The organism is Bacteroides sp. 3_2_5, from assembly GCF_000159855.2.
In the GTDB taxonomy this organism is placed as follows: domain Bacteria; phylum Bacteroidota; class Bacteroidia; order Bacteroidales; family Bacteroidaceae; genus Bacteroides; species Bacteroides fragilis.
In genome coordinates, this window is sequence record NZ_JH636047.1 from 116049 (window position 1) to 141246 (window position 25198).

Consider the following 25198-nt stretch of genomic DNA (forward strand, 5'->3'; position numbering starts at 1 on the left):
TAAGATCCTCCCTGTACGAAGTTAACTTTAACATTGTGTTAAAGTTAACTTCGTACAGAAAGGATATTAGTAACATATTCTGCTGGTTATTAACCTATTAGAAAGAAGATGCAATAAACAGATATAAATCTGTCGATCGTGTGAGACAGAATGGAACTGACGTAATACTTATTCTGATAAGTACAGAAGAATGATAATTACCGGAAAAGCTTATCGATCTCTTCTTCTTTTATGGTAGTCAGCACCACGCGTCCGTCCGGCGTATAGTTGGGTGAAGGACAGGCAAACAGATTATCGACCAAACTGACCATCTCTTCGTTGCTCAGCACCTGCCCATAGACAATGGCAGCCGCACGGGCAAGAGTCAACGCAAGGATATCCTGAATTTCTTCTTTGACATCATTGCCTTTCTCCATAGCGGTGTGCAGCATGCTACGTACCAAATCGACCGGATTCAGCCCGTCGATGCCTGAAGGTACTCCGTTAATGGCATAGCTGCCGCCACCAAGATCACTGAGATCAAAGCCCACTGCGGATAAATCGTCCATGATACTTTGCAACACAGCCGCCTCGGAAGCCGGAAGTTGCAGGATTTCCGGGAAAAGAACACCTTGTGAGAATCCCTGCTTCTGCTGAATCTGGGCACGATAACGGTCAAAGAGCACACGGATATGTGCGCGATGCTGATCGATCAACATCAATCCGGACTTCACGGACGTAAGGATGAAGCGCCCTTTGAACTGCAAATGCTGCGTACCTTTTTCAATCACGGCCGGCTCACCGGCATAAAGAGTTTCGGGAGCCGCTGTAGCAATGCTCTCTTCTTCGATCACCGCAAACTCTTCCGATTCAGGATCGGAGTCGGAGAAAGGCTGATTCATCTTACTGGCTTTCTCAAGACCACCATACAAATCTTCCCAGTCCACTTTCGGACGGGAGTAGTTGCCTCCACCGGAAGAAGAGGAGGGCTTGAACGGGTTGAAATCGGAATTGAAATGTACCTTAGGCGGCGCAGGAGGCAGATTCTGCTCAAAAGCAGGAATATCGGGCATGTCCTCCGTGTCGAAATCGATAGAAGGGACAGCATTGAACTTGCCCAATGACTCCTTGATCGAAGCAGAAAGAATCTGCCAGATAGCCTGCTCGTTTTCAAATTTGATCTCTGTTTTGGTAGGATGGATATTCACATCGATGTTGGCAGGATCGACTTCAAAGTAAATGAAATAAGAAATCTGTTCGCCTGCGGGAATCAACTGTTCGTAAGCATCCATCACTGCCTTATGGAAATAAGGATGACGCATATAGCGCCCGTTCACAAAGAAATACTGATGGGCGCCTTTCTTACGGGCTGTTTCGGGTTTGGCTACATAACCCGAAACTTTCACCATTGTAGTGTTGACTTCTACACTGAGCAGTTGTTGATTAAGTTTCTTGCCAAAAACAGAAAGAATACGTTGCCGCAAATGGCAAGCGGGAAGATTGAACAGTTCGGAGTCATTGCTATACAGTGAAAAAGCAACCTCAGGATGTACCAGGGCAATACGCTCAAATTCGGCCAGAATATTACTGAGCTCGGTGGAGTTAGCCTTCAGAAACTTACGCCGGGCAGGAATATTGAAAAAGAGATTCTTAATAGAAAAATTGCTTCCTTTGGGACAAGACACCGCTTCCTGACTCTCCACTTTGGAACCCGCAATGATAATCTTGGTTCCCAGCTCTTCGGATTCGGGACGTGTCTTCAGCTCGACCTGAGCAACGGCGGCAATGGAAGCCAATGCTTCACCGCGAAACCCCATCGTGCGAAGGGCAAACAGATCGGATGCTTCACGGATCTTTGAAGTGGCATGCCGCTCGAAAGAGAGGCGTGCATCGGTTTCGGACATTCCCTTACCGTCATCAATCACTTGTATACAGGTTTTACCTGCATCGGTGACCAACACATGAATATTCTGCGCCTCAGCATCGATGGCATTTTCGACTAACTCTTTGATGACAGATGCCGGACGTTGTATCACCTCTCCGGCAGCTATCTGGTTGGCAACCGAATCGGGTAATAAATGAATGATATCGCTCATAATAGATTTAGCTTTGACTGTTTTAGTTTATAGGACTTAGAAAGACCAACTGCCGGTCTGCAAATAATGCCACAGAAAAATAAGCAGGGCAATGATAGCCAGAATTACTCCCAAATGGGCGGGTTTACGTCCGCTCTCTTTACGACGCTTCAGGTGTGTGGTACCTTCGATAAACTTCCCGCGAATATCTTCGGGAGAAAATTCTTTCTCGGGCAATATTCCCAGATCACGCTTGGCATCTTCTTCCATTTTTGCCAGTTTTTCTTTCCTCTCGTCCACATAGATATATTGATGATTAAATCCACGCGGCTTTCGTACATTGAACATTCCCATAGCTATTTCATATTAATTATTTCACGTTTCGGACCACTAATAGCTTTACGTTCGGTTTTACGCAAAGCCTCACCAGCCTTTTTCCCTCTCCAGTTGAAAATGTCTTCTTTGCTTAAAGGACGGACATAATCAAACCAACTAAAGGTGGGCAGTTTCATTTTGTCGGGCGGAATCTGATTCATCGGATAAAGAATGCAATTAGACTGAGGACTCATAATCATTTTTACCATTTTCCGATCTTTAAGAAACAAATTAATCAAACTTGTCTCAGAAGTATTCAGCCCAATCATTGTACTGTCTTTTTCCTCTGGATAATAATTCAATAGTACATTTCCAATTATATCAATCTTGCGAGCTTCACCTTCGGCAAAGTAAGCCTTGATCTCTTTTCCCGAAATCTGATTAAAATGAATGGAGTCTTTCTGTTCTACCGTAAGTGCCTGATTGATGATATGGGCCCAATCAATCGTACTGTCATTCATATAGACCTTAATCTCTTCACCCAACAGTTGTTGCCCTTCGTTCCAAAGAATAGGATCGCGATACATAGTAAGGCAGGAATCTTTCGTATTGAAAACCAAAGAGTCGCAAACACCCTGCAAATCGATGCTGTACATACGCACTTTGTGGAAAGCACGCATCTCACGGAAAAGGGAGTCTGTGTCAAGATTATAGCTATTCATCAGTAATGTATCGGCATGCATGAAAAGACTGTCGCCACGCGAATAATCCACAGCCACGGCACGCTTGGTGGCGAGGGCATTCTGCTTCAGCTCGTCATAATAACAATAATCGCCGTTAAGCATGTTCTTATTCACCGTATCATTCATCTGCACATTATCGAACGCTTCGCCATAGCCGGCTTTACGGTCATAGAAAAGGCTGTCTCCGGTCAATCGCTTGCCATCATTGGTCAGTACTGAGCGATCCAGCAGCTCGGCTTGTCCGGAAACCGTATTGTAAATGCCACGTTCGGAGTAGATGTGATTTTGTTCACTGACAATATCAGAGGGTCCCAGGATGGTGGCAATCTTCGTATCCGTGCTATACTTCAGGGTATCGGAAGTCAGTACAAAACGGGGATTAACAAGCTTGACGTCGTGATTGAAAACGGATAGTTTGGTGGCGGGACTGTATTCGCCCCAATCAGAAGTCAGCACGTTTTCTTCATCCATCAAGGTGCCTCCATCAAAATAATAGCCCAAATTGTACAAACGGTCATAATTCAGACTATCTGTCAACAGGGTAGTATTCCGGTTGATCATTTTTACATTCTCACGAAGCTGCGCTATCTGGGTCATGCCGTCATAGAACAGATAATCACCATAGATGAAAAGGGTGTCCCCCTGCTCCATACGTACATTACTGAATGCTTCGAAAGAATTGGTTTTCTCGTAAATCAAGGCACTGTCACAATACATGTACATGCTGTCATGACGCAACTTGACCGAACCGATCAGCACCTGAACATCGGGCCGGGCCAACTTATCGGCCTGTCCCTGATCGGCATGAAGCAAGTCGACACGTGTTTTCTTTTTACCCTGCGCCTTTTCCGGTTCAACTTTCTGCTCCGGCTGCGCTTTCTTGTCATGCTGAGGTTTCTTGTCCTGAGCCATCAGAAAACATACAGCAAGCAGGCATAGAGTACCCGCTAAGAGAAATCTATGCCTGCCTTGGAATTTATTTTCTTTATTGAATCTAAACATATCAAAATAGGATCAGTCTTTTTTAATCCACCCCGGATATTTAAAATCGCAACGCTGCCATGCCGGATTAATACGTACGTATGTATGCTTCTGTTTTTCAACGATCCATTTCTGCAACGCTTCTTCGCGACGCTTGTCGAGCACGATTTCTTTCAGGTTCTGGTAGTCATCGGTGATCGTGGCTTTATGCCCGTTGATACGTGACTTCAGTTTAACAATGGCACAAACTTCCTTACCATCTTTAGGATTGACCATCGTGAAAGCTTTGGAAATCTCACCGATATTCATTTTATCCACCACTTTAGCAATCTCCTGCGGCAAATCCTGCATTTCGAATTTAGCGGTCTGGTTCTGCGGGTTCTGCATCAGACCGTGGTTGTTGCGCGTATCTTTGTCCTGAGACAAAGCAGAAGCAGCCTGATCAAACGTAAACTTATCGCTACGGATATCGTTGGCAATAGAGTCGAGACGCGCATTGGCTTCATCCAACTCCTTATCCGACACTTTGGGCTTCAACAGGATATGACGGGTGTTGATACGGTCGCCACGTTTTTCGATCAACTGGATGATATGGAAACCATACTCAGACTCTACGATTTTAGAGATCTTCTTGGTATCCTGCAAGTTGAAAGCGACATTGGCGTATTCGGGAACCATCTGCCCTTTACCCATAAAACCGGTTTCACCACCTTTGATAGCAGAGCCGCGATCTTCGGAATACAGCAGGGCAAGCGTAGAGAAATCACTTTCACCCTTATTGATACGGTCGGTGTATTCACGCAAGCGTCTTTTTACATCTTCAATTTCGGCAACAGGTATTTTAGGCTGCTGCGTAATAATCTGTACTTCTACCTGGGTGGGAACGTAAGGAATACTGTCCTGGGGAAGCTCCTTAAAGTAACGGCGTACTTCCGCCGGAGTCACTTTGATATCACCTACCAGTTTCTGCTGCATCCTTTGTACAATCAATCCGTCACGGGCATTCTCGCGCATGGCTTCACGAATCTGTGTAGAGGTCTTATTAAAATACTCCTCCAGTTTTTCGCGGGTACCCATCGCCTGAATATAGTTATTAATCTGATAGTCGACACGCTGTATGACTTCTGCCTCGGGCACTTCGATGCTGTCGAGCACAGCCTGGTGCATATAAAGTTTCTGTACGGCCAACTCTTCGGGAATCACACAATAAGGATCACCATCAAACTTACGCCCTTCATACAAAGCGGCCAGTCGTGCTTCTTCCACATCGGACTTCAGGATAGCTTCGTCGCCAATGACCCAAACCACTTCGTCAATCACATTGTCCTGTGCATAGGATGCCACGTTAGCAACCAGTGCCAGGGCAAACATAACAACAAACTTAAAGTTCACAAACTTCTTCATTCTGTGTATTTAATAATTTATAATCTTCTTTCTTTTTACTGCACGCTCGTACAGATCGTCTTTCACTTGTTTCATAAAGTCAACCCGCTTGATGTTGACAAGCATATCCTTGACTTTCGGTTGGGCAAATTCATAAGGTTCCTGTTCGCCCGCCACACGGAAATCACTGATATTCAGAAAATAGTAAAATGCCGTATCTTTCAGTTCAATATGGCGGTTTTTATCCATATAGGCTTCAGGGGATTCCGCTTTCAACGGGATCATATCCAGCACATCGGCCACCCGCACCCATTTATCATAAAAATACTCATACTTCACTGCGTTTTGCAAACTATACTTTTCCAAATGCTCAACGGCATCCTGAGTCTCCGTTTTGTACCACTTACGCACGTTGCCCAGTTGGGGAGCGGTCAGAGGAACTTTGATAAACAGACCTTTCATCAATGGACGGTCCAGCTTAAACAGTTCTTTGTTCTTTTCGTAATAGTCTGCTATTTCTTGTTCGGGGATCTCGCCCGACAATTTCTGGCTGATTAGTTCTTGCTGATAAGTATGCATGATCAATGCTTTCCGGTAATTCTCGACCAACTTATCGATTTCTCCGTTATCGGGAATATTGCTTTGCGCCTGATTGAACAACAAAACATCTTCTACCCAGCTACGGACGTAGTGCTCGGCGAAAAGAAGACTGTCATCTTTTGACAAACCGGCAGGGAGCACGGCCTGAAGGTCTTCTTTGTACAAAAAGTTTCCATCGACCTCTACCAAAGGAGTCTGTCCTTTGTGGTCATGCTTGTCGGCACACGACGCACAGAAAAGGAGAGAGATTAGCAGAAGGTCCGTTTTTCGCATTGTCAACTGAATTATACTTAATTTAAGGTACGAAGATAATACAATAATTCGTTGCATCAGTGATTATTAACCGTTTTTAAAACCTCTTGGTTAATTTCAACCTTAGCTGAAGCTCTGAGACGTTCTGTCCAAAGTGCATCCAGATGATTCTGATAATCCCGGATCAATTGGGGAATGATCTCATGGTAGGACTCCGGCCCTTTCTTTTTCTCACCTAGAACAACAGTAAAAGGATAGGACTTTAAGGGTTCGAAATCTCCTTTTTTAAACACTAACTTATCAACAAAAACATTGTCACCTTCGGCAAAAGTTCCTTGTTCTATCCGGATAGTGGCAGGCGAAGCAGGAGTATTAAACGTCAGGCGGATGGCGTCTTTCCACTCTTCCTCGGGAAGTTTCTTCAAGAATTTACGTGCACTTTTCAGAGTCTTTTTATGGGTTCCATGCAATACGGCACCCCTGTAACGGGGCGAATCCCAATTGTAATCGGTCCGGTGTTCCTTAAAAAAGGCTTTCAGCGCAACAGAATCGGACAGACTGACCTGACGCGATTCGCGACGGGTTATAGCGGCTAAAAGCAGATCGTCACGGCGCTGTTGCAAGGCCAGTCGGAAATCAGGATATTTCTGTTCAAGGCGATTGTTTTCGTAATCAAGAATTGATTTCACTACAAAGGCATTCAATTGTCGTTTTATCCCCATGGGATGGGCATCGGCAAACCGTTCAAAGTCTTTCCCGGTAAAGCTTTTTCCGTCCAGCGTAAAAAGAGTGCGGGAAGTCCTGCCCGAGGCAAGCAACTCTTTCATCCCGGCCTTGTCCGGAGTATATTGACAGATACTCTTCAGCTTGTTCACCCATAACTCAATTTCTTTATCCGTACCCGGACGACGGGAGAGTTTATGAATCAATTCTCCGCGTATCTGTTCGAACGGAGGAATTTCCCGCCTGCCTGTCACCTTGACAATCTGTATACCCTTGGGTGTAAAAAACGGCTTTGAATACTCTCCATCTTTTAAAGAGAAGGCTACTTCTTCAAACTCCTGCGAAGTCTGCAACCAACCCATCCAAAACTCTTTCTTATCATCCGAGTACTTGTTTACCAGAGTCTTAAAGTCAATACCGGGATGGGCCTCCAAGACATGATAGAGTGAATCCATCAAGTTCTGTGCCTCCCGCAAATGATGGGGTAAGGCAGTCTGCGGAAGATAACGGAAAATACGCATAACCTTAACTTCGCCGGCAGCAGAGCGGGTTTTCATCTGATCGTAGAGTTTCTTTGCGTAGGCCTCATCGGTAGCAGAATCGGTAAGATAGGACCTGGATAAGGCTCGATGATAATTCTCCATCTCTGTACGAAAATCAGAAACAGTATCCAATCCGGCTTTTTGCGCTGCAGACAACTTCAACTTCATATCGACAAAAAGATCGGCACAGCGTTTCAGAGTCTCCTTCCCGGCTATTCCCGAAGGTTTATTCCGGTGGCAGAAACGCTCAAACTCCGAACGGGTAATATCCTGCCCATTAATCCGCATCAATACCGGATCTTGCTGGGCATGGCCGGCAATCGCCCCAAACAAACAGGTCAGTGTTCCAACCAGAATCTTCTTCATATCATTCTACATTCAGATGTTCATATCAAAACAAAAAAAATGAGCGGATGTTACGGAGCACCTCCAAAGGTGATCCGTTCAACCCGCTCAATCGATATTTTCAAAGAATATCTGCCAATATTCCTTTTGTCTTTTTACTATCTATTACTCCGGACGGCTGTAATTAGGCGACTCACTCGTAATCGTCACATCGTGCGGATGGCTCTCCATAACCCCGGCATTGGTGATGCGGGTAAACTTGGCATCATGCAGTTTCTCGATATCGGGAGCACCACAATATCCCATACCGGCACGCAGACCACCGGTCAATTGGTAAATCACTTCATACAAAGTTCCTTTATAGGGCACGCGGGCGGCAATTCCTTCAGGAACCAGTTTCTTTACGTCCATCTCGCCACTCTGGAAATAACGGTCTTTTGAACCATTTTCCATTGCTTCGAGCGAGCCCATACCACGGTATGACTTAAACTTACGGCCATTGAAAATAATCGTTTCACCCGGACTTTCTTCTGTTCCGGCAACCAATGAACCAATCATAACGCTATATCCTCCGGCAGCCAGGGCTTTCACCACATCGCCCGAATAACGGAGTCCGCCATCGGCGATCAAAGGAATGCCCGTTCCTTTCAAAGCTTTCGCAACATCATAAACAGCCGAGAGCTGAGGTACGCCCACTCCGGCGACAACACGTGTCGTACAAATGGAACCCGGACCGATACCTACCTTCACACCATCGGCTCCGGCTTCCACCAAAGCTTTGGCTGCATCCCCCGTAGCAATATTACCAACTACGATATCAATGTCGGGATAGCGTTTTTTAGCTTCGCGCAGCGTGTCGATCACTCCCTTTGAATGTCCGTGGGCCGTATCGATCACGATGGCATCGGCGCCGGCATCTACCAATGCCTGCATACGGTCGAATGTATCAGCTGTCACACCCACACCGGCAGCAACACGCAGGCGGCCTTTCGAGTCTTTGCAAGCCATGGGTTTATCCTTGGCCTTTGTAATATCTTTGTAAGTCACCAGTCCGATCAACTTTCCTTCTTTGTCGACTACCGGTAATTTCTCAATCTTATGGTACTGCAAAATCTGTGAAGCCGCTTCCAGGTCGGTTGACTGATTGGTAGTCACCAGATTTTCTTTTGTCATCACCTCGTCGATACGCTTATCCATGTTACGCTCGAAACGAAGGTCACGATTTGTTACAATACCGACTAAATATCTATTGTCATCCACTACCGGAATACCACCGATTTTATATTCGGCCATCAATGCGAGGGCATCGCGTACGGTAGATCCTTGCTTAATAGTGACAGGATCATAAATCATACCGTTCTCGGCACGTTTCACGGTAGCCACTTGCTTAGCCTGTTCTTTAATGGACATATTCTTATGAATCACACCGATTCCTCCCTCACGCGCAATGGCAATGGCCATCTTAGCTTCGGTAACCGTATCCATGGCAGCAGTTACAAACGGAATCTTTAACTCAATGTTTCTTGAAAACTTTGTCGAGAGATCGACAGTGCGCGGTAAAACTTCAGAATAAGCGGGGATCAACAATACATCATCATAAGTCAATCCGTCCATTACAATCTTATCAGCAATAAATGACATAGGGCTATGCGTTTAAAAATTATTGCGTGCAAATATACAGTTTTTATTCAAGACTGCATAAGTGCACGCAATTTTTTTCGCTTTTTTTAATTAGCCATTTCGGAGATAAACTTGATACGAACCAGACGGACTTCTTCTTCGGTAAATTCGTCACCGAGTTCGTCGAGCGCATCGTCAATCTTATCTGTTGTCGACTCCTTGAAATAATCATAGATGTCGAGCATGTGGTCTTCGTCCATAATCTCATCCAGGAAGTAATCAATATTCAACTTAGTACCCGAATAAACGATTGCCTCCACTTCATCGAGCAATTCGCTGAACTCAATACCCTTGGAAAGCGCAATATCATCCAGGGCTACTTTACGGTCGATGGCTTGAATGATGGCCACTTTCATCTTCGATTTATTGGCCACCGTGCGTACCCGCAAATCTTCCGGACGTTCAATCTCGTTTTCTTCACAATGCCTCTTTATCAGCTTGCAGAACTCTTCGCCGTAACGTTTGGCTTTTCCGGCGCCTACACCGGGAATGTTCTGAAGCTCCTCCAGCGTCACCGGATAGATGGTAGCCATCGCTTCGAGAGACGGATCCTGGAAAATCACATAAGGAGGCACTTCCAGTTTTTTCGATAGTTTCTTCCGGAGATCCTTCAGCATGGAATAGAGAACCGGATCGACCGCACAGGAACCTCCGCCTCTTGCCGGTGTTTCTTCTTCTACTTCCTCAAAGTCATTGTCTTCGGTTATCTTGAACGACTTAGGATGTTTAAGGAATTTCTTTCCGGCATCGGTCACTTTCAGTAATCCGTAATTTTCGACATCCTTGCTCAGATAACCGGCTATCAGTGCCTGACGGATCACGGCATTCCAGGTTTTGTCTTCTTCTCCCATTCCTGACCCGAACACTTCCAGATCTTCATGTAAGTGCGCCTGAACTTCGGACGTTTCGCGTCCCTGCAGGACATCAATAATATAATCTGCCTTAAAGTTTTCTTTTACCGCTATGATTGTTTCGATCACAGCACACAATAATTCTTGAGCCTCCACTTGTTTTTTAGGGTTTAAACAGTTGTCACAATTTCCACAATTTTCTTCCGTGTACTCTTCGCCGAAGTAATGTAGTAATGTCTTACGGCGACAAACGGAAGATTCAGCATACGCAGCAGTTTCCAACAGAAGCTGCTTGCCAATTTCTTGTTCTGCCACAGGTTTGCCTTGCATAAACTTCTCGAGTTTCTGCAAGTCTTTGTTTGTATAAAAGGTAATGCACTGGCCTTCTCCGCCGTCTCTGCCGGCGCGGCCCGTTTCCTGGTAATACCCTTCCAGGCTCTTTGGTATATCATAGTGGATGACGTATCGCACATCGGGTTTATCAATCCCCATTCCAAATGCGATAGTAGCTACAATTACGTCGATCTTTTCCATCAGGAAATCATCCTGATTCTGCGTTCGCGTTGCCGAATCCATACCTGCATGGTAAGCACGGGCGTTAATCCCGTTGGCTTGAAGTATCTCAGCAAGCTCTTCTACCTTCTTCCGGCTCAGGCAATAAATGATGCCCGACTTTTCCGGATTGTTCTTGATGAACTTTATGATGTCCTTATCTACATTCTGAGTTTTAGGACGTACCTCGTAATACAGATTCGGACGGTTGAACGAAGACTTGAAGACGTGTGCATCCACCATTCCCAAGTTCTTCTGAATATCGTGCTGCACCTTCGGCGTGGCCGTTGCGGTCAACGCAATAAGAGGCGCTTTTCCTATTTCATTAATAATCGGACGTATCCTGCGATATTCCGGGCGGAAGTCGTGTCCCCATTCGGAAATACAATGCGCTTCGTCGACAGCATAGAACGAGATCTTTACTGACCGCAGAAATTCTACGTTTTCTTCCTTCGTCAACGATTCGGGAGCAACGTATAGCAATTTTGTTTTTCCGGCAAGAATGTCAGACCGCACCTGATCAATCGCACCCTTATTCAAAGAAGAGTTAATGAAATGAGCCACACCATCTTCTTCACTGAAGTTGCGCATCGCATCGACCTGATTCTTCATCAGGGCAATCAACGGAGAAATAACAATGGCCGTACCTTCCATTAATAAAGAAGGCAACTGATAGCACAGAGATTTTCCACCGCCGGTAGGCATCAGCACAAAGGTATCATTACCATCAAGCAAATTCTGGATGATCGGCTCCTGGTTCCCCTTGAAATTATCAAATCCGAAATACTTTTTCAGTTGGTCTGTCAAATTAATCTTCCCTGCCATCTTAATCTAGGTTGTTTTATTCAGTTCATGGTTTAACTTAAAACACTCGCTTTGCTTGGAAAGCGCTCTAACAAAGTTATAAACAACTTCTTAAATATCAAGCATAATCAGACTAATATTTTTCAAGAAAAAACGGTAACCGCCTCCATCATCGCCCTTACCTTTTGATTTTAAGCAGTTTGCAATCTCGCAAGATTTGCTTTTTCGAGTTGATGCTTCGCATAATCCAATGTCACTTCATATTCTTTCTGGTCTTCAGAAGGAATCTCGAACATGACATCCATCATTATGGTCTCTACAATAGAGCGCAATCCACGGGCACCCAGCTTATATTCCACAGCCTTGTCGACGATATACTCGTAAACTTCGGGCTGGAAGGTCAGCTTGACGCCGTCCATCTCGAACAACTTGATATATTGCTTGATAATGGAATTCTTAGGTTCGGTCAGAATGGCACGAAGCGCGTTCCGGTCGAGCGGATTCAGATAAGTCAGCACCGGCAGACGGCCGATAATCTCCGGAATCAGTCCGAACGACTTCAAATCTTGCGGTGCGATATATTGCATCATGTTGTTTTTGTCGATAGTAGCCGTCTTGCGGGAAGCATTGTATCCTACGACATGGGTGTTGAGACGCTGGGCGATCTTCTTCTCGATGCCATCGAATGCACCACCACAAATGAAAAGGATGTTTTTCGTGTTTACGGGAATCATCTTCTGGTCGGGGTGCTTGCGTCCTCCCTGAGGCGGAACGTTGACCACAGAACCTTCAAGCAGTTTGAGCAATCCCTGCTGCACCCCTTCACCGCTGACATCGCGGGTAATGGAAGGGTTGTCTCCTTTACGGGCAATCTTGTCTATCTCGTCGATAAAGACAATGCCCTGCTCTGCTTCGGGGACATTGTAATCGGCCACTTGAAGCAGACGGGTCAGAATGCTTTCGATATCTTCGCCTACATATCCTGCCTCTGTCAGCACGGTTGCATCCACTATTGTAAATGGAACATGCAGCAGCTTGGCGATGGTACGTGCCAAAAGTGTTTTACCGGTTCCGGTGCTGCCCACCATGATAATGTTCGACTTCTCGATTTCCACATCATCGCCACTGTCTTTCTGCAACAGGCGTTTATAGTGGTTATACACCGATACGGCAAGAAAGCGTTTGGCATCGTCCTGGCCAATCACATATTGGTCGAGGAAATTCTTTATTTCTACCGGTTTGGGTAGTTCCTTTAAGTTGAGTCGGGTAGCCCCCGCGCTCTGTTTGCCGGCTCCCATGGCTTCCTGAGTGATCTCATAAGCCTGGGTTGCACAGCTGTCGCAGATGTAGCCGTTCATTCCCGTAATCAGGAATCCGACTTCATTCTCCGAACGACCGCAAAAGCTACACCTTTTTTTATTATTCTTTGATTCAGCCATGTTTATTTCTTAATCAACACTTCGTCAATCATACCATATTCTTTTGCTTCCTGGGCAGTCATCCAGTAGTCACGGTCCGAATCGGCCCAAACCTTATCAAAAGAGGTACCCGAATGATCGGCAATAATGGTATAAAGTTCTTTCTTTAATTTCTGTATCTCGCGAGCCGTGATCTCAATATCCGAAGCCTGACCCTGTGCACCGCCCATCGGCTGATGAATCATCACACGTGAGTGAGGCAGCGCCGAGCGTTTGCCTTTGGCACCGGCCACCAACAGCACAGAAGCCATAGAAGCCGCCATACCGGTACAAATTGTTGCCACATCGCTCGAAATAAACTGCATCGTATCATAAATACCCAGTCCGGCATATACCGATCCGCCCGGCGAATTGATATAGATAGAGATATCTTTACCCGGATCTACCGAGTCAAGATATAGCAACTGTGCCTGCAGCGTATTGGCTGTATAATCGTCAATCTGTGTACCGAGGAAGATAATGCGGTCCATCATCAGGCGTGAGAACACGTCGAGCTGAGTGACATTCAGTTGTCTTTCTTCCAAAATATAGGGATTCAAATACCCGGCTTGCGATTTAATCACATCGTCCAGCACCATTGCATTCATACCTAAATGCTTGGTTGCGTATTTTCTAAAATCATCCATTGTTACGTTCCTTTCTATTATTAATAATGTAACTGCAAAGAAACAAAAAAGAACACAGAGACACAAAAAAACACAGAGTTATAATTTTATAAAAACTCTGTGTTTCTGTGACTTTATGTCCTGTTCAAAAGAAGAGTTTATTCAAACATCTTATTGAATTCTTCCATTGAAACGGTTTTGTTCTCCAATGTAACCTTGCCTTTCAGTGCAGCGGCCAATTTGGTTTCTACTACGCGGTTTACCAGACCGTCGATGCTTTCTTTCTTTTTCAGCATCTCTTTTGCATAGTTCTCGAGGATATCATCGGGTATAGTCAGCATACCGTATTGGGCAAACTGAGCTTTTGTAGCTTCTTTCGCCATGTTGATCACGTCGTCTTGCTCTACCTTGATATCGTTTTCTTTCACCAACTGTTCCTTGATCAGGTGCCATGTCAGCTCTTCGATGCTCTTATCGTAGTTTTCGTTTACGAATTCTTCGCCTTTATCTTTGTTGTTCACCAACATGACACGCTTCAGCAGTGCATCGGGGAATTCCAGTTTGCCTACTTTATCGGTCAATACCTTGCGAACGTCGATCAGGAATTTATAGTCGCTGTCGGCAACAAACTGAGCTGCGATGCTTTCTTTTACTTTGGCACGGAATTCTTCTTCAGTCTTCACAACATCTTTGCCGAATACCTGGTCGAAAATCTCCTGGTTCAGTTCGCCGTTTACGAAACGGGTAACTTCTTCTACCTGGAAGCTGAAGTTGCCTTTTACTTCGGCAGCAGCTTCTTTATCGATTTTCAGCAGTGATGCCATTTCAACGGCATTGCCTTCGTATGCAGTGTTCGGGTTGAACACCAATACGTCATTTACCTTTGCATTTGCAAAGATAGCCTTCTGCTCATCGTTCTTCATGTATGAAGGCATCATTACAGCACCTTCTACCTGAATACCGCCTTCCTTGGTGTTACCTTCTTCATCGAGTTCGGCCAACAGACCTTTCAGCATATCGTTCTCTTCGTAAGCATCTACCTTTTCGTATTTACCGTTACGTTGAGTATAAGCCTTAATCTGGTTTTCCACCATCTCGTCAGTTACCTCGATTGTATAGTAGTCTACCTTGTCCTGGTCGCTAACCTCAGCTTTGAATTCCGGAGCCAAAGCGATATCGAACACGAATTCGAATTCTTCCATTGTATCGAAATCGATATCCGGCTGCTTTTCTTCGTTAGGCATCGGTTCGCCAAGGATGTTGATGTTGTTATCCTTGATGTATGCGTATACTTTCTCAGAAAGCAATTTATTCACCTCGTCGGCAATAACTGACTTACCATACATCTTCTTCACCAAGCTCATGGGAACCATACCCGGACGAAATCCCGGAACCTGAGCTTTCTGACGGATGTTCTTCAACGATTTGTCTACCTGAGGCTGGTAGTCAGCTTTTTCAAGCTTCACGGTAAGCAATGCGCTTACTTTGTCAATGTTTTGTAATGAAACGTTCATTCTGACAATTATTTATTTGATTTATACTTTATTCTATACTCAAACGAGGGTGCAAAATTAGTGCTAATCTTTCAAATTTCAAAAAACATTGCAGAATTATTTCATTTGCAGAGAAGCGCCATTTTCGGCCGGAAGTAGCCAGACACACGCCTGAAAAGCCATTGGTCTGTTTCCGAAGGAGCCGGTTTTACTTTTTATTAACCAAAAAAGGAGAACGCGAATATTGAAAATTCCACAGAAGCCTCCCGAGCAAAGATCGGCAAACGGATGAAACTCAATCCATCTGTACATTAGAGAGATGCCGGGATATGAATGGATCGCCCCGTAGAGATTCGCAAATAAGCAATGATAACGATAATCGGGGTTTATGCTGACAAAAAGATGACAAATCGCCGTTTTCACCGACTCTCCTTTCCTTGATTTGGAACCAACGGGAAGAAAAGGATCAGGAAAAAGCTGTCTTTGACTCCCCAAAGAGAGGTTTCTGATGGAACAAAGCCCGCGTTCCGGGTAAAGACAAGCTCCTTCCCAGGAAAAAGACGGGTACATTCTGCCCGAAAGACGTAAGCATTTTCGGAAAACGCTTACGTCTTTTTCTAATTTCTCCGAATGTTTTGTCCGGTCGCACTTATTGTTGTGGAAAACGAAGCCTTCGGAAAACTTTTCCACTCTGGTTGCCTTCCGGAGAACCTTACCATCGGAATATCCTAAGAACAGACATCTACCGTAAAAAAGCACAAAATGAATCAATGGAGCGGATTCATCTTATCAGAATGCTTCGAAATCAATCTGTCTGAAAGAAAAGAGATAATACCGGAATCGCCTGGAATGTGTTTTTTCCGGCCCCGGCAAATACTCCTCCGAAATAAACAAATATGAGAAGAAACAATTATCATTTTGACAAAATGCCATCCAAACACCGATACCTTATCTATAAAGCCGGGAAGTTCGTATCTTCTTTACAATCCATATTTTCTATTTTCACCCCGAAAACGTTCCAAATCGCTAAAATTCATAGGTTTCGTATACAAAAAAAGAGAAAAAGTTATTGCAATTCCGGTTTTTATGCGTTTCTTTGCTGCGGAAAGATGATCGATTAGTTTCTCGATTTCAATTACAAGGTTTTTACTTCCGGCGCAAAGACGCTTTTGTAAACTCTCTGTTTCTTTAATCCTTTTATTATTAAATCATCTTCCGGAGAGTTTTATTTCATTTATTTCATTTTTTATCATTTTCACTATGAACATTTATGTTGGAAACCTTAGCTACCGTGTTAAGGAAGCAGATCTGCAACAAGTTATGGAAGACTACGGAACAGTAACTTCTTGCAAAGTAATCATGGATCGCGAAACAGGCAAATCAAAAGGTTTCGGTTTCGTAGAAATCGCTGACGATGCAGCCGGTGCAAAGGCTATCGCCGAATTGAACGGAGCTGAATACGAAGGTCGTACCATGGTGGTTAAAGAAGCCAGACCAAGAGAGTAACGACAGAAAAACGAAATTAAAAAGAAACCTTTTACCCAAAGAGCCGGTAAAAGGTTTTTTTTATGTATTCTATCTCCGGCGACTATTCTCCGGCAGAACGGAAAGCGGAAACGCTTGGCTAATCTTTCAGCTGGAAGTCCTTGCGACGCAACACAAAACTGTTACTCAGGTATTTCTCACGCACAATTTTATTTTCTGCCAACTCCTCGGGAGTGCCTTGGAACAGAATCTTTCCTTCGAACAGTAGATAGGCGCGATCGGTAATACTCAACGTTTCCTGCACATTATGGTCCGTTATCAGGATACCTATATTCTTATCCTTCAATTTCCAGACAATCTGCTGAATATCTTCTACGGCAATCGGGTCTACACCGGCAAACGGTTCATCGAGCATGATAAATTTAGGGTCGATGGCCAGGCAACGTGCTATCTCCGTACGGCGACGCTCGCCACCGGACAACTGGGTACCCTTGTTCTTACGCACTTTCTGTAAACGGAACTCGGCTATCAGACTCTCAAGCTTATCTTTCTGATAATCGAGAGGCTTATTAGTCATTTCAAGCACGGAGGCAATGTTGTCCTCCACCGTCATCTGCCGGAAAACCGAAGCTTCCTGGGCCAAATATCCGATACCGGTCTGGGCACGTTTGTAAACAGGATATTTTGTTATTTCAAGATCATCCAGGAAAATACGGCCTTCATTCGGAGTAATCAATCCTACGGTCATATAGAACGAAGTAGTTTTCCCGGCACCGTTCGGCCCGAGCAAACCAACAATCTCGCCCTGCTTCACATTGATGGAAACATGGCTCACCACCGTACGCTTACCGTACTTTTTCACCAAGTCTTCAGTACGAAGCACCATCTTGCTTTCTTCCATATCCTTTGTTATTTTGCGGCAAATGTAGCAAAAATAAGCCGAAAAAACGTACATTTGCAAACAAATATACGAGTTATGATTAAAGCATTAAGAACCGTCGGCAGATACATCATGCTTATGGGGCGGACTTTTTCACGTCCCGAGCGTATGCGTATGTTCTTCCGGCAATATATCAAAGAGATAGAGCAACTGGGAGTAAACTCTATCGGCATCGTGCTGTTGATTTCATTCTTCATCGGAGCGGTGATCACCATCCAGATAAAATTAAACATCGAAAGCCCATGGATGCCCCGCTGGACGGTGGGATACGTCACCCGAGAGATTCTTCTGCTTGAATTCTCCTCCTCCATCATGTGTCTGATCCTGGCCGGTAAAGTAGGGTCGAACATAGCTTCCGAGTTGGGCACCATGCGCGTGACGCAACAGATTGACGCACTTGAAATCATGGGAGTCAACTCCGCCAACTATCTGATATTACCCAAAATTACGGCAATGGTCACCATGATTCCTATTTTAGTGACTTTCAGTATCTTTGCAGGTATCATCGGAGCGTTTGCAACCTGCTGGTTCGGTGGCATCATGACGGCTACCGACCTTGAGTACGGACTTCAATACATGTTTGTAGAATGGTTTGTGTGGTGCGGCATCATCAAATCCCTGTTTTTTGCCTTTATCATTGCCAGCGTCTCCTCTTTCTTCGGCTATACCGTAGAAGGCGGTTCGATAGAAGTGGGAAAGGCATCTACCGATTCGGTGGTTTCCAGCAGCGTACTGATTTTGTTTGCCGACCTGGTATTAACTAAACTTTTAATGGGATGATCGAAGTAAAAGGACTCTATAAATCATTCGAAGGCAAAACGGTATTGCATAATATCGATGCCACTTTCGAAAATGGAAAAACCAGCCTGATTATCGGACAGAGCGGTTCGGGAAAGACTGTACTGATGAAATGTATCGTCGGATTGCTGACACCGGAAAAAGGAGAAGTGCTCTATGACGGACGCAACTTCCTGGCCATGGGGAAAAAAGAAAAGAAACACCTGCGACGCGAGATGGGAATGATTTTTCAAAGCGCGGCGTTGTTCGACTCCATGTCTGTTTTGGATAATGTTATGTTTCCGCTCAACATGTTCGGCACCGACACCTTGCGCGAACAAACCAAACGGGCTATGTTCTGCCTCGACCGTGTCAACCTCACGGAAGCTAAAGATAAATTTCCCGGCGAAATCAGTGGAGGTATGCAGAAGCGTGTAGCCATTGCACGGGCCATTGCACTGAACCCGCAGTATCTCTTTTGCGATGAACCGAACTCCGGACTCGACCCTAAAACTTCTTTAGTGATAGACGACCTGATTCATGACATCACACGGGAATACAACATGACTACCATCATCAACACCCACGACATGAACTCGGTAATGGGAATCGGTGAAAAGATTATCTACATTTATCAGGGAACCAAAGAATGGGAGGGCACAAAAGATGACATTTTCACATCCACCAACGAACAGTTGAATAACTTCATTTTCGCCTCCGACCTGCTGCGTAAAGTTAAGGATGTAGAAATACAAAACCTCGAAGGATAATCCACTACCAGACTGAAATAGAAGGGCTCATGAATCATCACAATTCACGAGCCCACTTTTTGTTATAAAAAAACCAGTTAATAGAATCGACATATATCATCACGACATATTGACTGTCCTAAAGTTCTCAATAAAACTTAAAAAGAGAATAATTCCAATTACACTTCAAAGATAGCAAAAAAAATGCAGCAAAACATCACCGAAAACCGTGACAAATCAAAATAAATAGAATCATTCGAGTTCTATCCATCCTTTTGACATTGCTTTCACTACCATATCAATAGCATTCTTTGCACAGAACTTTTGAATCAGCCTCTTACGAAATGTCTCAACAGTATTCTCCGAGATTTTTAATTCGGCAGCCACTTCGTGCGTATTACATCCCCTCGCGACAGCTTTCAGTACATCGAGCTCTCGCTTTGTAGGGATATCTTTCGAGTGAATTTGTACAGGACTGAGACTTAGCTTTTGACGAATAGATTGAAACCGCGGACAAGTATAGGGATTTCCTTCAAGCACGCTTTTCACGGCATTTTCAAACTCTACCGCTTCGGATGATTTAAGGATCACAGCATTCACTTTCTGGCGAATCAAACGATTGATAATCCAGATTTCCTCATGCATAGTACTAATAATAATACGCGCACTCTCGTTAATCTCACGAATCATATCAACCAGATCGAATCCTGATATATCAGGAAGATTCACATCCAACACATAGATGTCATAATCCCGCTCTCCAATCAGCTCGGCAGCTTTTGCCCCCGAAGTCACCGCATCGGCAACTCTGACATCAGAGACCGACTCCAGCATACGCCGCATTCCTTCAAGAACCAGTGCATGATCGTCAACTAATAGTATTTCTGCCTTCGCTTCCATGTAGCCTTTGTCTGTATTTATGGTTTGCTTCTTTTTGCTCTGTACAAATATAAATAAAAAGCATTACATAAGAAACAAAAAGAATCAATTATTTCAATTATTACGGGCAAAAAGAAAGCCGGATTCTTCATCATCCGGCTCTTATATTCATATATCAATTAAATTCGACACAAAATTTACTTCTGTCTGATATAAATATTAATGGGAGTTCCACTCAAATCCCACTTTTCACGCATCTTGTTTTCCAGGAACCTTCTATAAGGCTCTTTCACATACTGCGGCAGATTGGCGAAAAAGACAAACGAAGGTACTTGCGTATTAGGCAACTGAGTGACATATTTAATTTTGATGTATTTTCCCTTAGTTGCAGGAGGCGGATAAGCCTCGATCAACGGAAGCATCTCTTCATTCAAGCGGGCTGTAGGGATTTTAATCATTCGATTCTCATAAACCTTGTGTGCTTCTTCAAGCACTTTGAGGATTCTCTGCTTTGTCAATGCCGACGCAAATACTATAGGAAAATCAACAAAAGGAGCAAAACGTGAACGAATGGCTTCTTCGAAAGTCTTCATGACTTTATCAGTCTTGTTTTCTACAAGATCCCATTTGTTGACGACTACCACCAGGCCTTTCGAATTTTTCTGAATCAATGAAAAGATATTTAAGTCTTGACTTTCTATACCACGGGTCGCATCCACCATCAAAATACATACATCGGCTCCCTCGATAGCACGAATGGAACGAACTACAGAGTAGTACTCCAGATCCTCGTTCACTTTATTCTTTTTACGAATACCGGCCGTATCTACCAAGTAGAAATCGAAACCGAACTTATTGTAACGAGTATAAATTGAGTCACGGGTTGTTCCGGCTATTTCCGTAACAATGTTACGTTCTTCACCGATAAAAGCATTCACGATAGATGACTTTCCGGCATTGGGACGTCCTACCACTGCAAAACGTGGGATATCTTCATCCAGAATCTCATCAGATTCTTTCTTGAATTTACTAACAATCAAATCCATCAGATCACCCGTACCACTACCACTAATCGCAGAAATACAATACGGATCGCCCAGTCCTAACCGATAAAACTCAGGAGCATTGTATCGTAGCTCATGGTTATCAGTCTTATTGGCTACCATAATAACCGGACTCTTGGCCCGACGCAATATAGCGGCTACCTGCATATCCAAATCTGTCACTCCGTTTGTCACATCCACTACAAACAGAATTACGTCCGCCTCGTCCACTGCCATCAATACCTGCTTGCGTATTTCCTCTTCGAATATATCGTCAGAGTTCACCACCCATCCACCGGTATCAACAACAGAAAACTCCCGTCCTAACCATTCGGATTTACCATACTGCCTATCACGGGTAGTACCCGCTTCATCGTTCACAATTGCCTGACGGGTCTTCGTCAAACGATTAAATAAGGTAGACTTGCCCACATTGGGTCGTCCTACGATTGCAACTAAATTTCCCATAGTTTACACACTTTATTTTTGCGACTATCACAGTCGTATGAATTTTCTTTTTTTAATCTAACTGATAGCCAAAATTCCGCAACTCCTTATCTGAACTGCGCCAATCTTTGTCTACTTTCACATACGTTTCCAGGAAAACAGTTTTTCCAAAAAAACGTTCCAGATCGCGTCGCGCCTCAGTAGCCACCTTCTTCAGGGCCTTACCCTGTTTTCCAATAATAATGCCTTTCTGAGAATCACGTTCTACATAAATCACAGCATGAATATGTATCTTCTTTGCATCTTCCTTAAATTCCTCCACTACTACTTCTACCGAATAGGGAATCTCCTTATCATAATACAACAAGATCTTTTCACGGATTATCTCGTTGACAAAAAAACGGGCCGGCTTATCAGTCCATTGATCCTTATCAAAATAAGGAGGGGAATCAGGCAAGAGGTCTTTGATCCGCTTCATCACATAGTCTACATTAAACTTCGTAGCTGCCGAAATCGGAATAATTTCAGCTTGCGGAAGCAACTCTTTCCACTCTTCTACCAGTTTCACAAGCTTTTCCTGATCAGTCAGGTCTATTTTATTAATCAACAACAAAATAGGCGCCGACTGCTGACGTACTTTCTGAATAAATTCGTTATTCTTATCAGGAGTTTCAATCACGTCTGTCACATAAAGCAAGACATCTGCATCAGCCAATGCTGAAGTAGAGAAGTTCAGCATAGATTCCTGTAACTTATAATTAGGTTTCAATACTCCCGGAGTATCCGAAAAAACAATCTGCATATCATCCGTATTATAGATACCCATAATCCGGTGACGAGTAGTCTGCGCCTTAAACGTAGCAATCGAGATACGTTCGCCTACCAACACATTCATCAGTGTCGATTTACCCACATTGGGATTTCCTACTATATTTACAAAACCAGCTTTATGCATCGTCTTCCATTTATTGATTGAGACAAAAAAACGCATCGAATCGAAATAGGATGCGTTTTATGTGATTTATATTAGCAACTGTCGTCACTATTCTTTTTTCCCGTCGTAACCCCATTTCACATACACGGCTCCCCAGGTAAACCCTGCACCAAACGCAGTGAAAATGATGTTATCGCCTTTCTTAAGTTTCTCTTCAAAATCCCAGATACACAAAGGCAGAGTACCTGCACTCGTGTTACCGTAATGCTGAATATCTACCAGAACCTTCTCCATCGGAACTTCCATGCGATGAGCTACCGCTTCGATGATGCGCATATTGGCTTGATGGGGAACAATCCAGTCGATGTTATCTTTCGTCAGACCATTCTTTTCTGCTATAGCTGCACTCACATCAGACATGTTTGAAACAGCATATTTAAATACTGTTCTACCTTCTTGGTGAATGTAATGCATCTTATTGTCAACAGTGAAATAGGAAGGAGGACAAACCGAACCGCCCGCTTTCATGTGGAGGAAAGGCAATCCCTTACCATCAGTTCTCAAGATAGCATCCATAATTCCCAGATCTTCTGTAGTCGGTTCAACCATAAAGGCTGCCGCTCCATCGCCAAAGATGGGACATGTTGCACGCTCTGTGTAATCTACCATTGATGACATCTTATCTGCACCAACAATGATTATCTTTTTATATCGTCCCGAACGGATAAAATTGGCTGCTGTTTCCATCAAAAACAAGAATCCGCTACAAGCGGCTTGCAGATCGAAAGCAAAAGCATTTTTTAGTCCGAGTTTATCACAAAGAATAGAAGCTGTTGAGGGGAAATGATAGTCAGGAGTAGTAGTTGCAACGATAACCAAATCAATATCATCAGGATTCGAACCCGTTTTTTTCATCAACTGTTTAGCTGCCTTACGGGCCATGTACGAAGTACCTAATCCTTCTTCGTTCAGTATTCGTCTTTCTTTTACTCCAATACGAGTCATAATCCACTCGTCATTGGTATCCACCATCTTAGATATCTCGTCATTTGTCAAGACATAATCAGGTACATATCCTCCGACTCCTGTGATTACTGCATTTATTTTTTCCATCAATTCTGTTTTAATTTAGCAATACATCTAATACTTAAAGCAGCCGGAGAGCAATGCCCTCTGGCTGTTTGATAAGTATAAGCTTATTCAGACTGCATTATACAGCAGCTTCTTTTTCAATTGCCAGCTTACCTCTATAGTATCCGCAAGCGCCGCATACTGTATGGTAAACATGCCATTCACCGCAGTTCGGGCAAATAGCCAATGTAGGAGCTACTGCTTTATCATGAGTTCTTCTCTTTGCAGTTCTTGTTTTTGATTGTCTTCTCTTAGGATGTGCCATTTTCTTTTAAACTTTAATTATTATCTAATATTTTTTTTAATTCATTCCAGCGCGGATCAATCTGTTCCTCCGCTTCATCTTCCACAACGATATCCTCACCAGCGCCAAAAGATTCTTCAGCATCGTCATCACCACTTGTTCTCAGGTGTTTATTCAGCTTACTGGTCACAGCTTTATTACACTTGCCCGGGGCATGTACATGCTTCATCGGGATAGCCAAAGCTATAAACTCATACATAAACCAAGCTACATTGATCTCCCCCTCTTCTTCAGGGATCACAATCAGGTTATCTCCCTCCTCAGCATATTCATGGCCAAATTTTACCATCAACTTATCAGAAGAAGTAACCGGTTGTTCCATTTCATCCAGACAACGGTCACATGGTACCCATACGATACCTTCAGTCTGGAAACTCAACTCAAAAGCACGAGAGGTCTTTTTAACGGTCAACTCTACATTGACTTTACCTTTCTGAACTTCAGGGCCATCAATATGAGCGAAAAAAAGATTGTCAAGTAGAAACTCATATTTGCATGAGTCTGCTTGCATTCCTTTCAAATCAATTTTGTATTTATCAAACTTTCCCAAAGCTTCTCTTTTTTAATCGTTGCAAAGGTACAAAAAAAGCCCAAACGTTATGTACTACTTAACTAATTTTCATCTGAATCTTAAGTTAGTAGACATAATTCGGGCGACAAAGATACGAATAATAATCCTCATAACATACAAATTATCAGTAAATATTCGTATTTTAAATAGTATTTTATTTATAACCCACTTTCCCTACTCCCGGGGTCAGAGTAGAAACAGGGCAGCCCGGCGCTCCCTTTCCTTCCCCCCCGTATAAAACAAGTCATCCCCTCCGGTCTTTCGACCGAAGGGGATGAACCATCTGAAAAAAACGGCGACTACCTACTCTCCCACTGTTACGCAGTACCATCGGCGTGATCAGGCTTAACTTCTCTGTTCGGAATGGGAAGAGGTGGAACCCTGATGCTATAGTCACCTGAATAAGGCAGACATAATGTACAAAAGTAAATTCAGCGGTCTATTATATAAATAGTGAAGCTAAACGGATATATAAACCATTGAAGGCGGATAAAAGAAAGTCATCGGGCAATTAGTAACGCTCGGCTGTGATGTTAC

General features: G+C 43.9%; 21 protein-coding genes and 1 rRNA gene. 3 read left to right on the plus strand and 19 right to left on the minus strand.

Features of this window, described 5'->3' with window-relative positions; translation table 11 throughout:
• Positions 1-197: 197 nt before the first annotated feature.
• The 11 genes from mutL to tig all read right to left on the minus strand — a co-directional run bounded on the left by mutL (position 198) and on the right by tig (position 15422).
• Entirely contained in the window at positions 198-2075 is a 1878-nt protein-coding gene (gene mutL, locus BSHG_RS00110; protein ID WP_005791847.1) for a DNA mismatch repair endonuclease MutL, read from the minus strand.
• Between the two features lie 36 nt (positions 2076-2111).
• Positions 2112-2408, minus strand: a complete 297-nt coding sequence (locus BSHG_RS00105; RefSeq protein WP_005791850.1) for a hypothetical protein — start codon at positions 2406-2408, stop codon at positions 2112-2114.
• A 2-nt stretch (positions 2409-2410) separates the two neighbouring features.
• A complete protein-coding gene (locus BSHG_RS00100; RefSeq protein ID WP_008661784.1) occupies positions 2411-4114 on the minus strand; it encodes an OstA-like protein in 1704 nt (567 codons plus the stop codon).
• Positions 4115-4126: 12 nt separating this feature from the next.
• Complete coding sequence (locus BSHG_RS00095) at positions 4127-5497, minus strand: peptidylprolyl isomerase (RefSeq protein WP_005791853.1); 1371 nt, start codon at positions 5495-5497, stop codon at positions 4127-4129.
• Positions 5498-5506: 9 nt separating this feature from the next.
• Complete coding sequence (locus BSHG_RS00090) at positions 5507-6349, minus strand: peptidylprolyl isomerase (protein WP_032497526.1); 843 nt, start codon at positions 6347-6349, stop codon at positions 5507-5509.
• A 56-nt stretch (positions 6350-6405) separates the two neighbouring features.
• Complete coding sequence (locus tag BSHG_RS00085; protein WP_008661787.1) at positions 6406-7959, minus strand: peptidylprolyl isomerase; 1554 nt, start codon at positions 7957-7959, stop codon at positions 6406-6408.
• 144 nt (positions 7960-8103) lie between these two features.
• Complete coding sequence (guaB, locus tag BSHG_RS00080) at positions 8104-9579, minus strand: IMP dehydrogenase (RefSeq protein ID WP_005791859.1); 1476 nt, start codon at positions 9577-9579, stop codon at positions 8104-8106.
• Positions 9580-9665: 86 nt separating this feature from the next.
• The gene (recQ, locus tag BSHG_RS00075) at positions 9666-11846 is read right to left on the minus strand and encodes a DNA helicase RecQ (RefSeq protein ID WP_005791861.1); all 2181 of its coding nucleotides are present in this window, start codon (positions 11844-11846) and stop codon (positions 9666-9668) included.
• 170 nt (positions 11847-12016) lie between these two features.
• The gene (gene clpX / locus BSHG_RS00070) at positions 12017-13264 is read right to left on the minus strand and encodes an ATP-dependent Clp protease ATP-binding subunit ClpX (protein ID WP_005791864.1); all 1248 of its coding nucleotides are present in this window, start codon (positions 13262-13264) and stop codon (positions 12017-12019) included.
• Positions 13265-13266: 2 nt separating this feature from the next.
• On the minus strand, positions 13267-13929 hold the full coding sequence (gene clpP / locus BSHG_RS00065; RefSeq protein WP_005782306.1) for an ATP-dependent Clp endopeptidase proteolytic subunit ClpP: 663 nt from the start codon (positions 13927-13929) through the stop codon (positions 13267-13269).
• A gap of 137 nt (positions 13930-14066) precedes the next feature.
• Positions 14067-15422 carry a trigger factor gene (gene tig, locus BSHG_RS00060; RefSeq protein ID WP_005791866.1) on the minus strand — a complete coding sequence of 452 codons (1356 nt, stop codon included), beginning with the start codon at positions 15420-15422 and terminating at the stop codon, positions 14067-14069.
• A gap of 1239 nt (positions 15423-16661) precedes the next feature.
• Between tig and BSHG_RS00050 the strand changes: the two genes are divergently transcribed.
• Complete coding sequence (locus BSHG_RS00050; RefSeq protein WP_005791868.1) at positions 16662-16907, plus strand: RNA recognition motif domain-containing protein; 246 nt, start codon at positions 16662-16664, stop codon at positions 16905-16907.
• A 118-nt stretch (positions 16908-17025) separates the two neighbouring features.
• Here the strand turns inward: BSHG_RS00050 and lptB are convergent, their stop codons facing one another.
• On the minus strand, positions 17026-17787 hold the full coding sequence (lptB, locus tag BSHG_RS00045; RefSeq protein ID WP_005782293.1) for an LPS export ABC transporter ATP-binding protein: 762 nt from the start codon (positions 17785-17787) through the stop codon (positions 17026-17028).
• A 75-nt stretch (positions 17788-17862) separates the two neighbouring features.
• Between lptB and BSHG_RS00040 the strand changes: the two genes are divergently transcribed.
• Together BSHG_RS00040 and BSHG_RS00035 are read left to right on the plus strand one after the other, a co-directional pair.
• Positions 17863-18606 carry an MlaE family ABC transporter permease gene (locus BSHG_RS00040; RefSeq protein ID WP_005791870.1) on the plus strand — a complete coding sequence of 248 codons (744 nt, stop codon included), beginning with the start codon at positions 17863-17865 and terminating at the stop codon, positions 18604-18606.
• The gene (locus BSHG_RS00035) at positions 18603-19373 is read left to right on the plus strand and encodes an ABC transporter ATP-binding protein (protein ID WP_005791872.1); all 771 of its coding nucleotides are present in this window, start codon (positions 18603-18605) and stop codon (positions 19371-19373) included. The genes BSHG_RS00040 and BSHG_RS00035 overlap by 4 nt, the downstream gene beginning before the upstream one ends.
• Before the next feature lie 231 nt (positions 19374-19604).
• Here BSHG_RS00035 and BSHG_RS00030 read toward each other — a convergent pair whose 3' ends face one another.
• The 7 genes from BSHG_RS00030 to rrf form a co-directional block, all read right to left on the minus strand.
• Positions 19605-20252, minus strand: coding sequence for a response regulator transcription factor (locus BSHG_RS00030; RefSeq protein ID WP_008661791.1), 648 nt, complete (start codon positions 20250-20252; stop codon positions 19605-19607).
• A gap of 176 nt (positions 20253-20428) precedes the next feature.
• Positions 20429-21742 (minus strand): ribosome biogenesis GTPase Der, encoded by a 1314-nt coding sequence (gene der / locus BSHG_RS00025; RefSeq protein ID WP_008661792.1) that lies wholly within the window; start codon positions 21740-21742, stop codon positions 20429-20431.
• A 52-nt stretch (positions 21743-21794) separates the two neighbouring features.
• Positions 21795-22676 carry a GTPase Era gene (era, locus tag BSHG_RS00020; protein WP_005791876.1) on the minus strand — a complete coding sequence of 294 codons (882 nt, stop codon included), beginning with the start codon at positions 22674-22676 and terminating at the stop codon, positions 21795-21797.
• An 87-nt stretch (positions 22677-22763) separates the two neighbouring features.
• A complete protein-coding gene (locus BSHG_RS00015; protein WP_005791878.1) occupies positions 22764-23768 on the minus strand; it encodes a beta-ketoacyl-ACP synthase III in 1005 nt (334 codons plus the stop codon).
• Between the two features lie 97 nt (positions 23769-23865).
• Positions 23866-24051: a 50S ribosomal protein L32 gene (gene rpmF, locus BSHG_RS22840; protein ID WP_002562387.1), complete on the minus strand. Its 186-nt coding sequence runs from the start codon at positions 24049-24051 to the stop codon at positions 23866-23868.
• Between the two features lie 13 nt (positions 24052-24064).
• A complete protein-coding gene (locus BSHG_RS00010) occupies positions 24065-24640 on the minus strand; it encodes a YceD family protein (protein ID WP_005814383.1) in 576 nt (191 codons plus the stop codon).
• A gap of 311 nt (positions 24641-24951) precedes the next feature.
• Positions 24952-25062, minus strand: a 5S ribosomal RNA gene (rrf, locus tag BSHG_RS00005).
• Between the last annotated feature and the right edge of the window lie 136 nt (positions 25063-25198).

Excerpts from the sequence above, each read along its gene's own strand:
- BSHG_RS00100 (WP_008661784.1), bottom strand. The coding sequence starts at position 4,114 with ATGTTTAGATTCAATAAAGAAAATAAATTCCAAGGCAGGCATAGATTT.
- BSHG_RS00040 (WP_005791870.1), top strand. The coding sequence starts at position 17,863 with ATGATTAAAGCATTAAGAACCGTCGGCAGATACATCATGCTTATGGGG.
- rpmF (WP_002562387.1), bottom strand. The coding sequence starts at position 24,051 with ATGGCACATCCTAAGAGAAGACAATCAAAAACAAGAACTGCAAAGAGA.
- mutL (WP_005791847.1), bottom strand. The coding sequence starts at position 2,075 with ATGAGCGATATCATTCATTTATTACCCGATTCGGTTGCCAACCAGATA.
- BSHG_RS00030 (WP_008661791.1), bottom strand. The coding sequence starts at position 20,252 with ATGGAAGCGAAGGCAGAAATACTATTAGTTGACGATCATGCACTGGTT.
- guaB (WP_005791859.1), bottom strand. The coding sequence starts at position 9,579 with ATGTCATTTATTGCTGATAAGATTGTAATGGACGGATTGACTTATGAT.
- BSHG_RS00015 (WP_005791878.1), bottom strand. The coding sequence starts at position 23,768 with ATGGAAAAAATAAATGCAGTAATCACAGGAGTCGGAGGATATGTACCT.
- lptB (WP_005782293.1), bottom strand. The coding sequence starts at position 17,787 with ATGGAAGAAAGCAAGATGGTGCTTCGTACTGAAGACTTGGTGAAAAAG.
- era (WP_005791876.1), bottom strand. The coding sequence starts at position 22,676 with ATGCATAAAGCTGGTTTTGTAAATATAGTAGGAAATCCCAATGTGGGT.
- BSHG_RS00090 (WP_032497526.1), bottom strand. The coding sequence starts at position 6,349 with ATGCGAAAAACGGACCTTCTGCTAATCTCTCTCCTTTTCTGTGCGTCG.
- clpP (WP_005782306.1), bottom strand. The coding sequence starts at position 13,929 with ATGGATGATTTTAGAAAATACGCAACCAAGCATTTAGGTATGAATGCA.
- BSHG_RS00085 (WP_008661787.1), bottom strand. The coding sequence starts at position 7,959 with ATGAAGAAGATTCTGGTTGGAACACTGACCTGTTTGTTTGGGGCGATT.
- BSHG_RS00035 (WP_005791872.1), top strand. The coding sequence starts at position 18,603 with ATGATCGAAGTAAAAGGACTCTATAAATCATTCGAAGGCAAAACGGTA.
- BSHG_RS00105 (WP_005791850.1), bottom strand. The coding sequence starts at position 2,408 with ATGGGAATGTTCAATGTACGAAAGCCGCGTGGATTTAATCATCAATAT.
- tig (WP_005791866.1), bottom strand. The coding sequence starts at position 15,422 with ATGAACGTTTCATTACAAAACATTGACAAAGTAAGCGCATTGCTTACC.
- BSHG_RS00095 (WP_005791853.1), bottom strand. The coding sequence starts at position 5,497 with ATGAAGAAGTTTGTGAACTTTAAGTTTGTTGTTATGTTTGCCCTGGCA.
- BSHG_RS00050 (WP_005791868.1), top strand. The coding sequence starts at position 16,662 with ATGAACATTTATGTTGGAAACCTTAGCTACCGTGTTAAGGAAGCAGAT.
- der (WP_008661792.1), bottom strand. The coding sequence starts at position 21,742 with ATGGGAAATTTAGTTGCAATCGTAGGACGACCCAATGTGGGCAAGTCT.
- recQ (WP_005791861.1), bottom strand. The coding sequence starts at position 11,846 with ATGGCAGGGAAGATTAATTTGACAGACCAACTGAAAAAGTATTTCGGA.
- clpX (WP_005791864.1), bottom strand. The coding sequence starts at position 13,264 with ATGGCTGAATCAAAGAATAATAAAAAAAGGTGTAGCTTTTGCGGTCGT.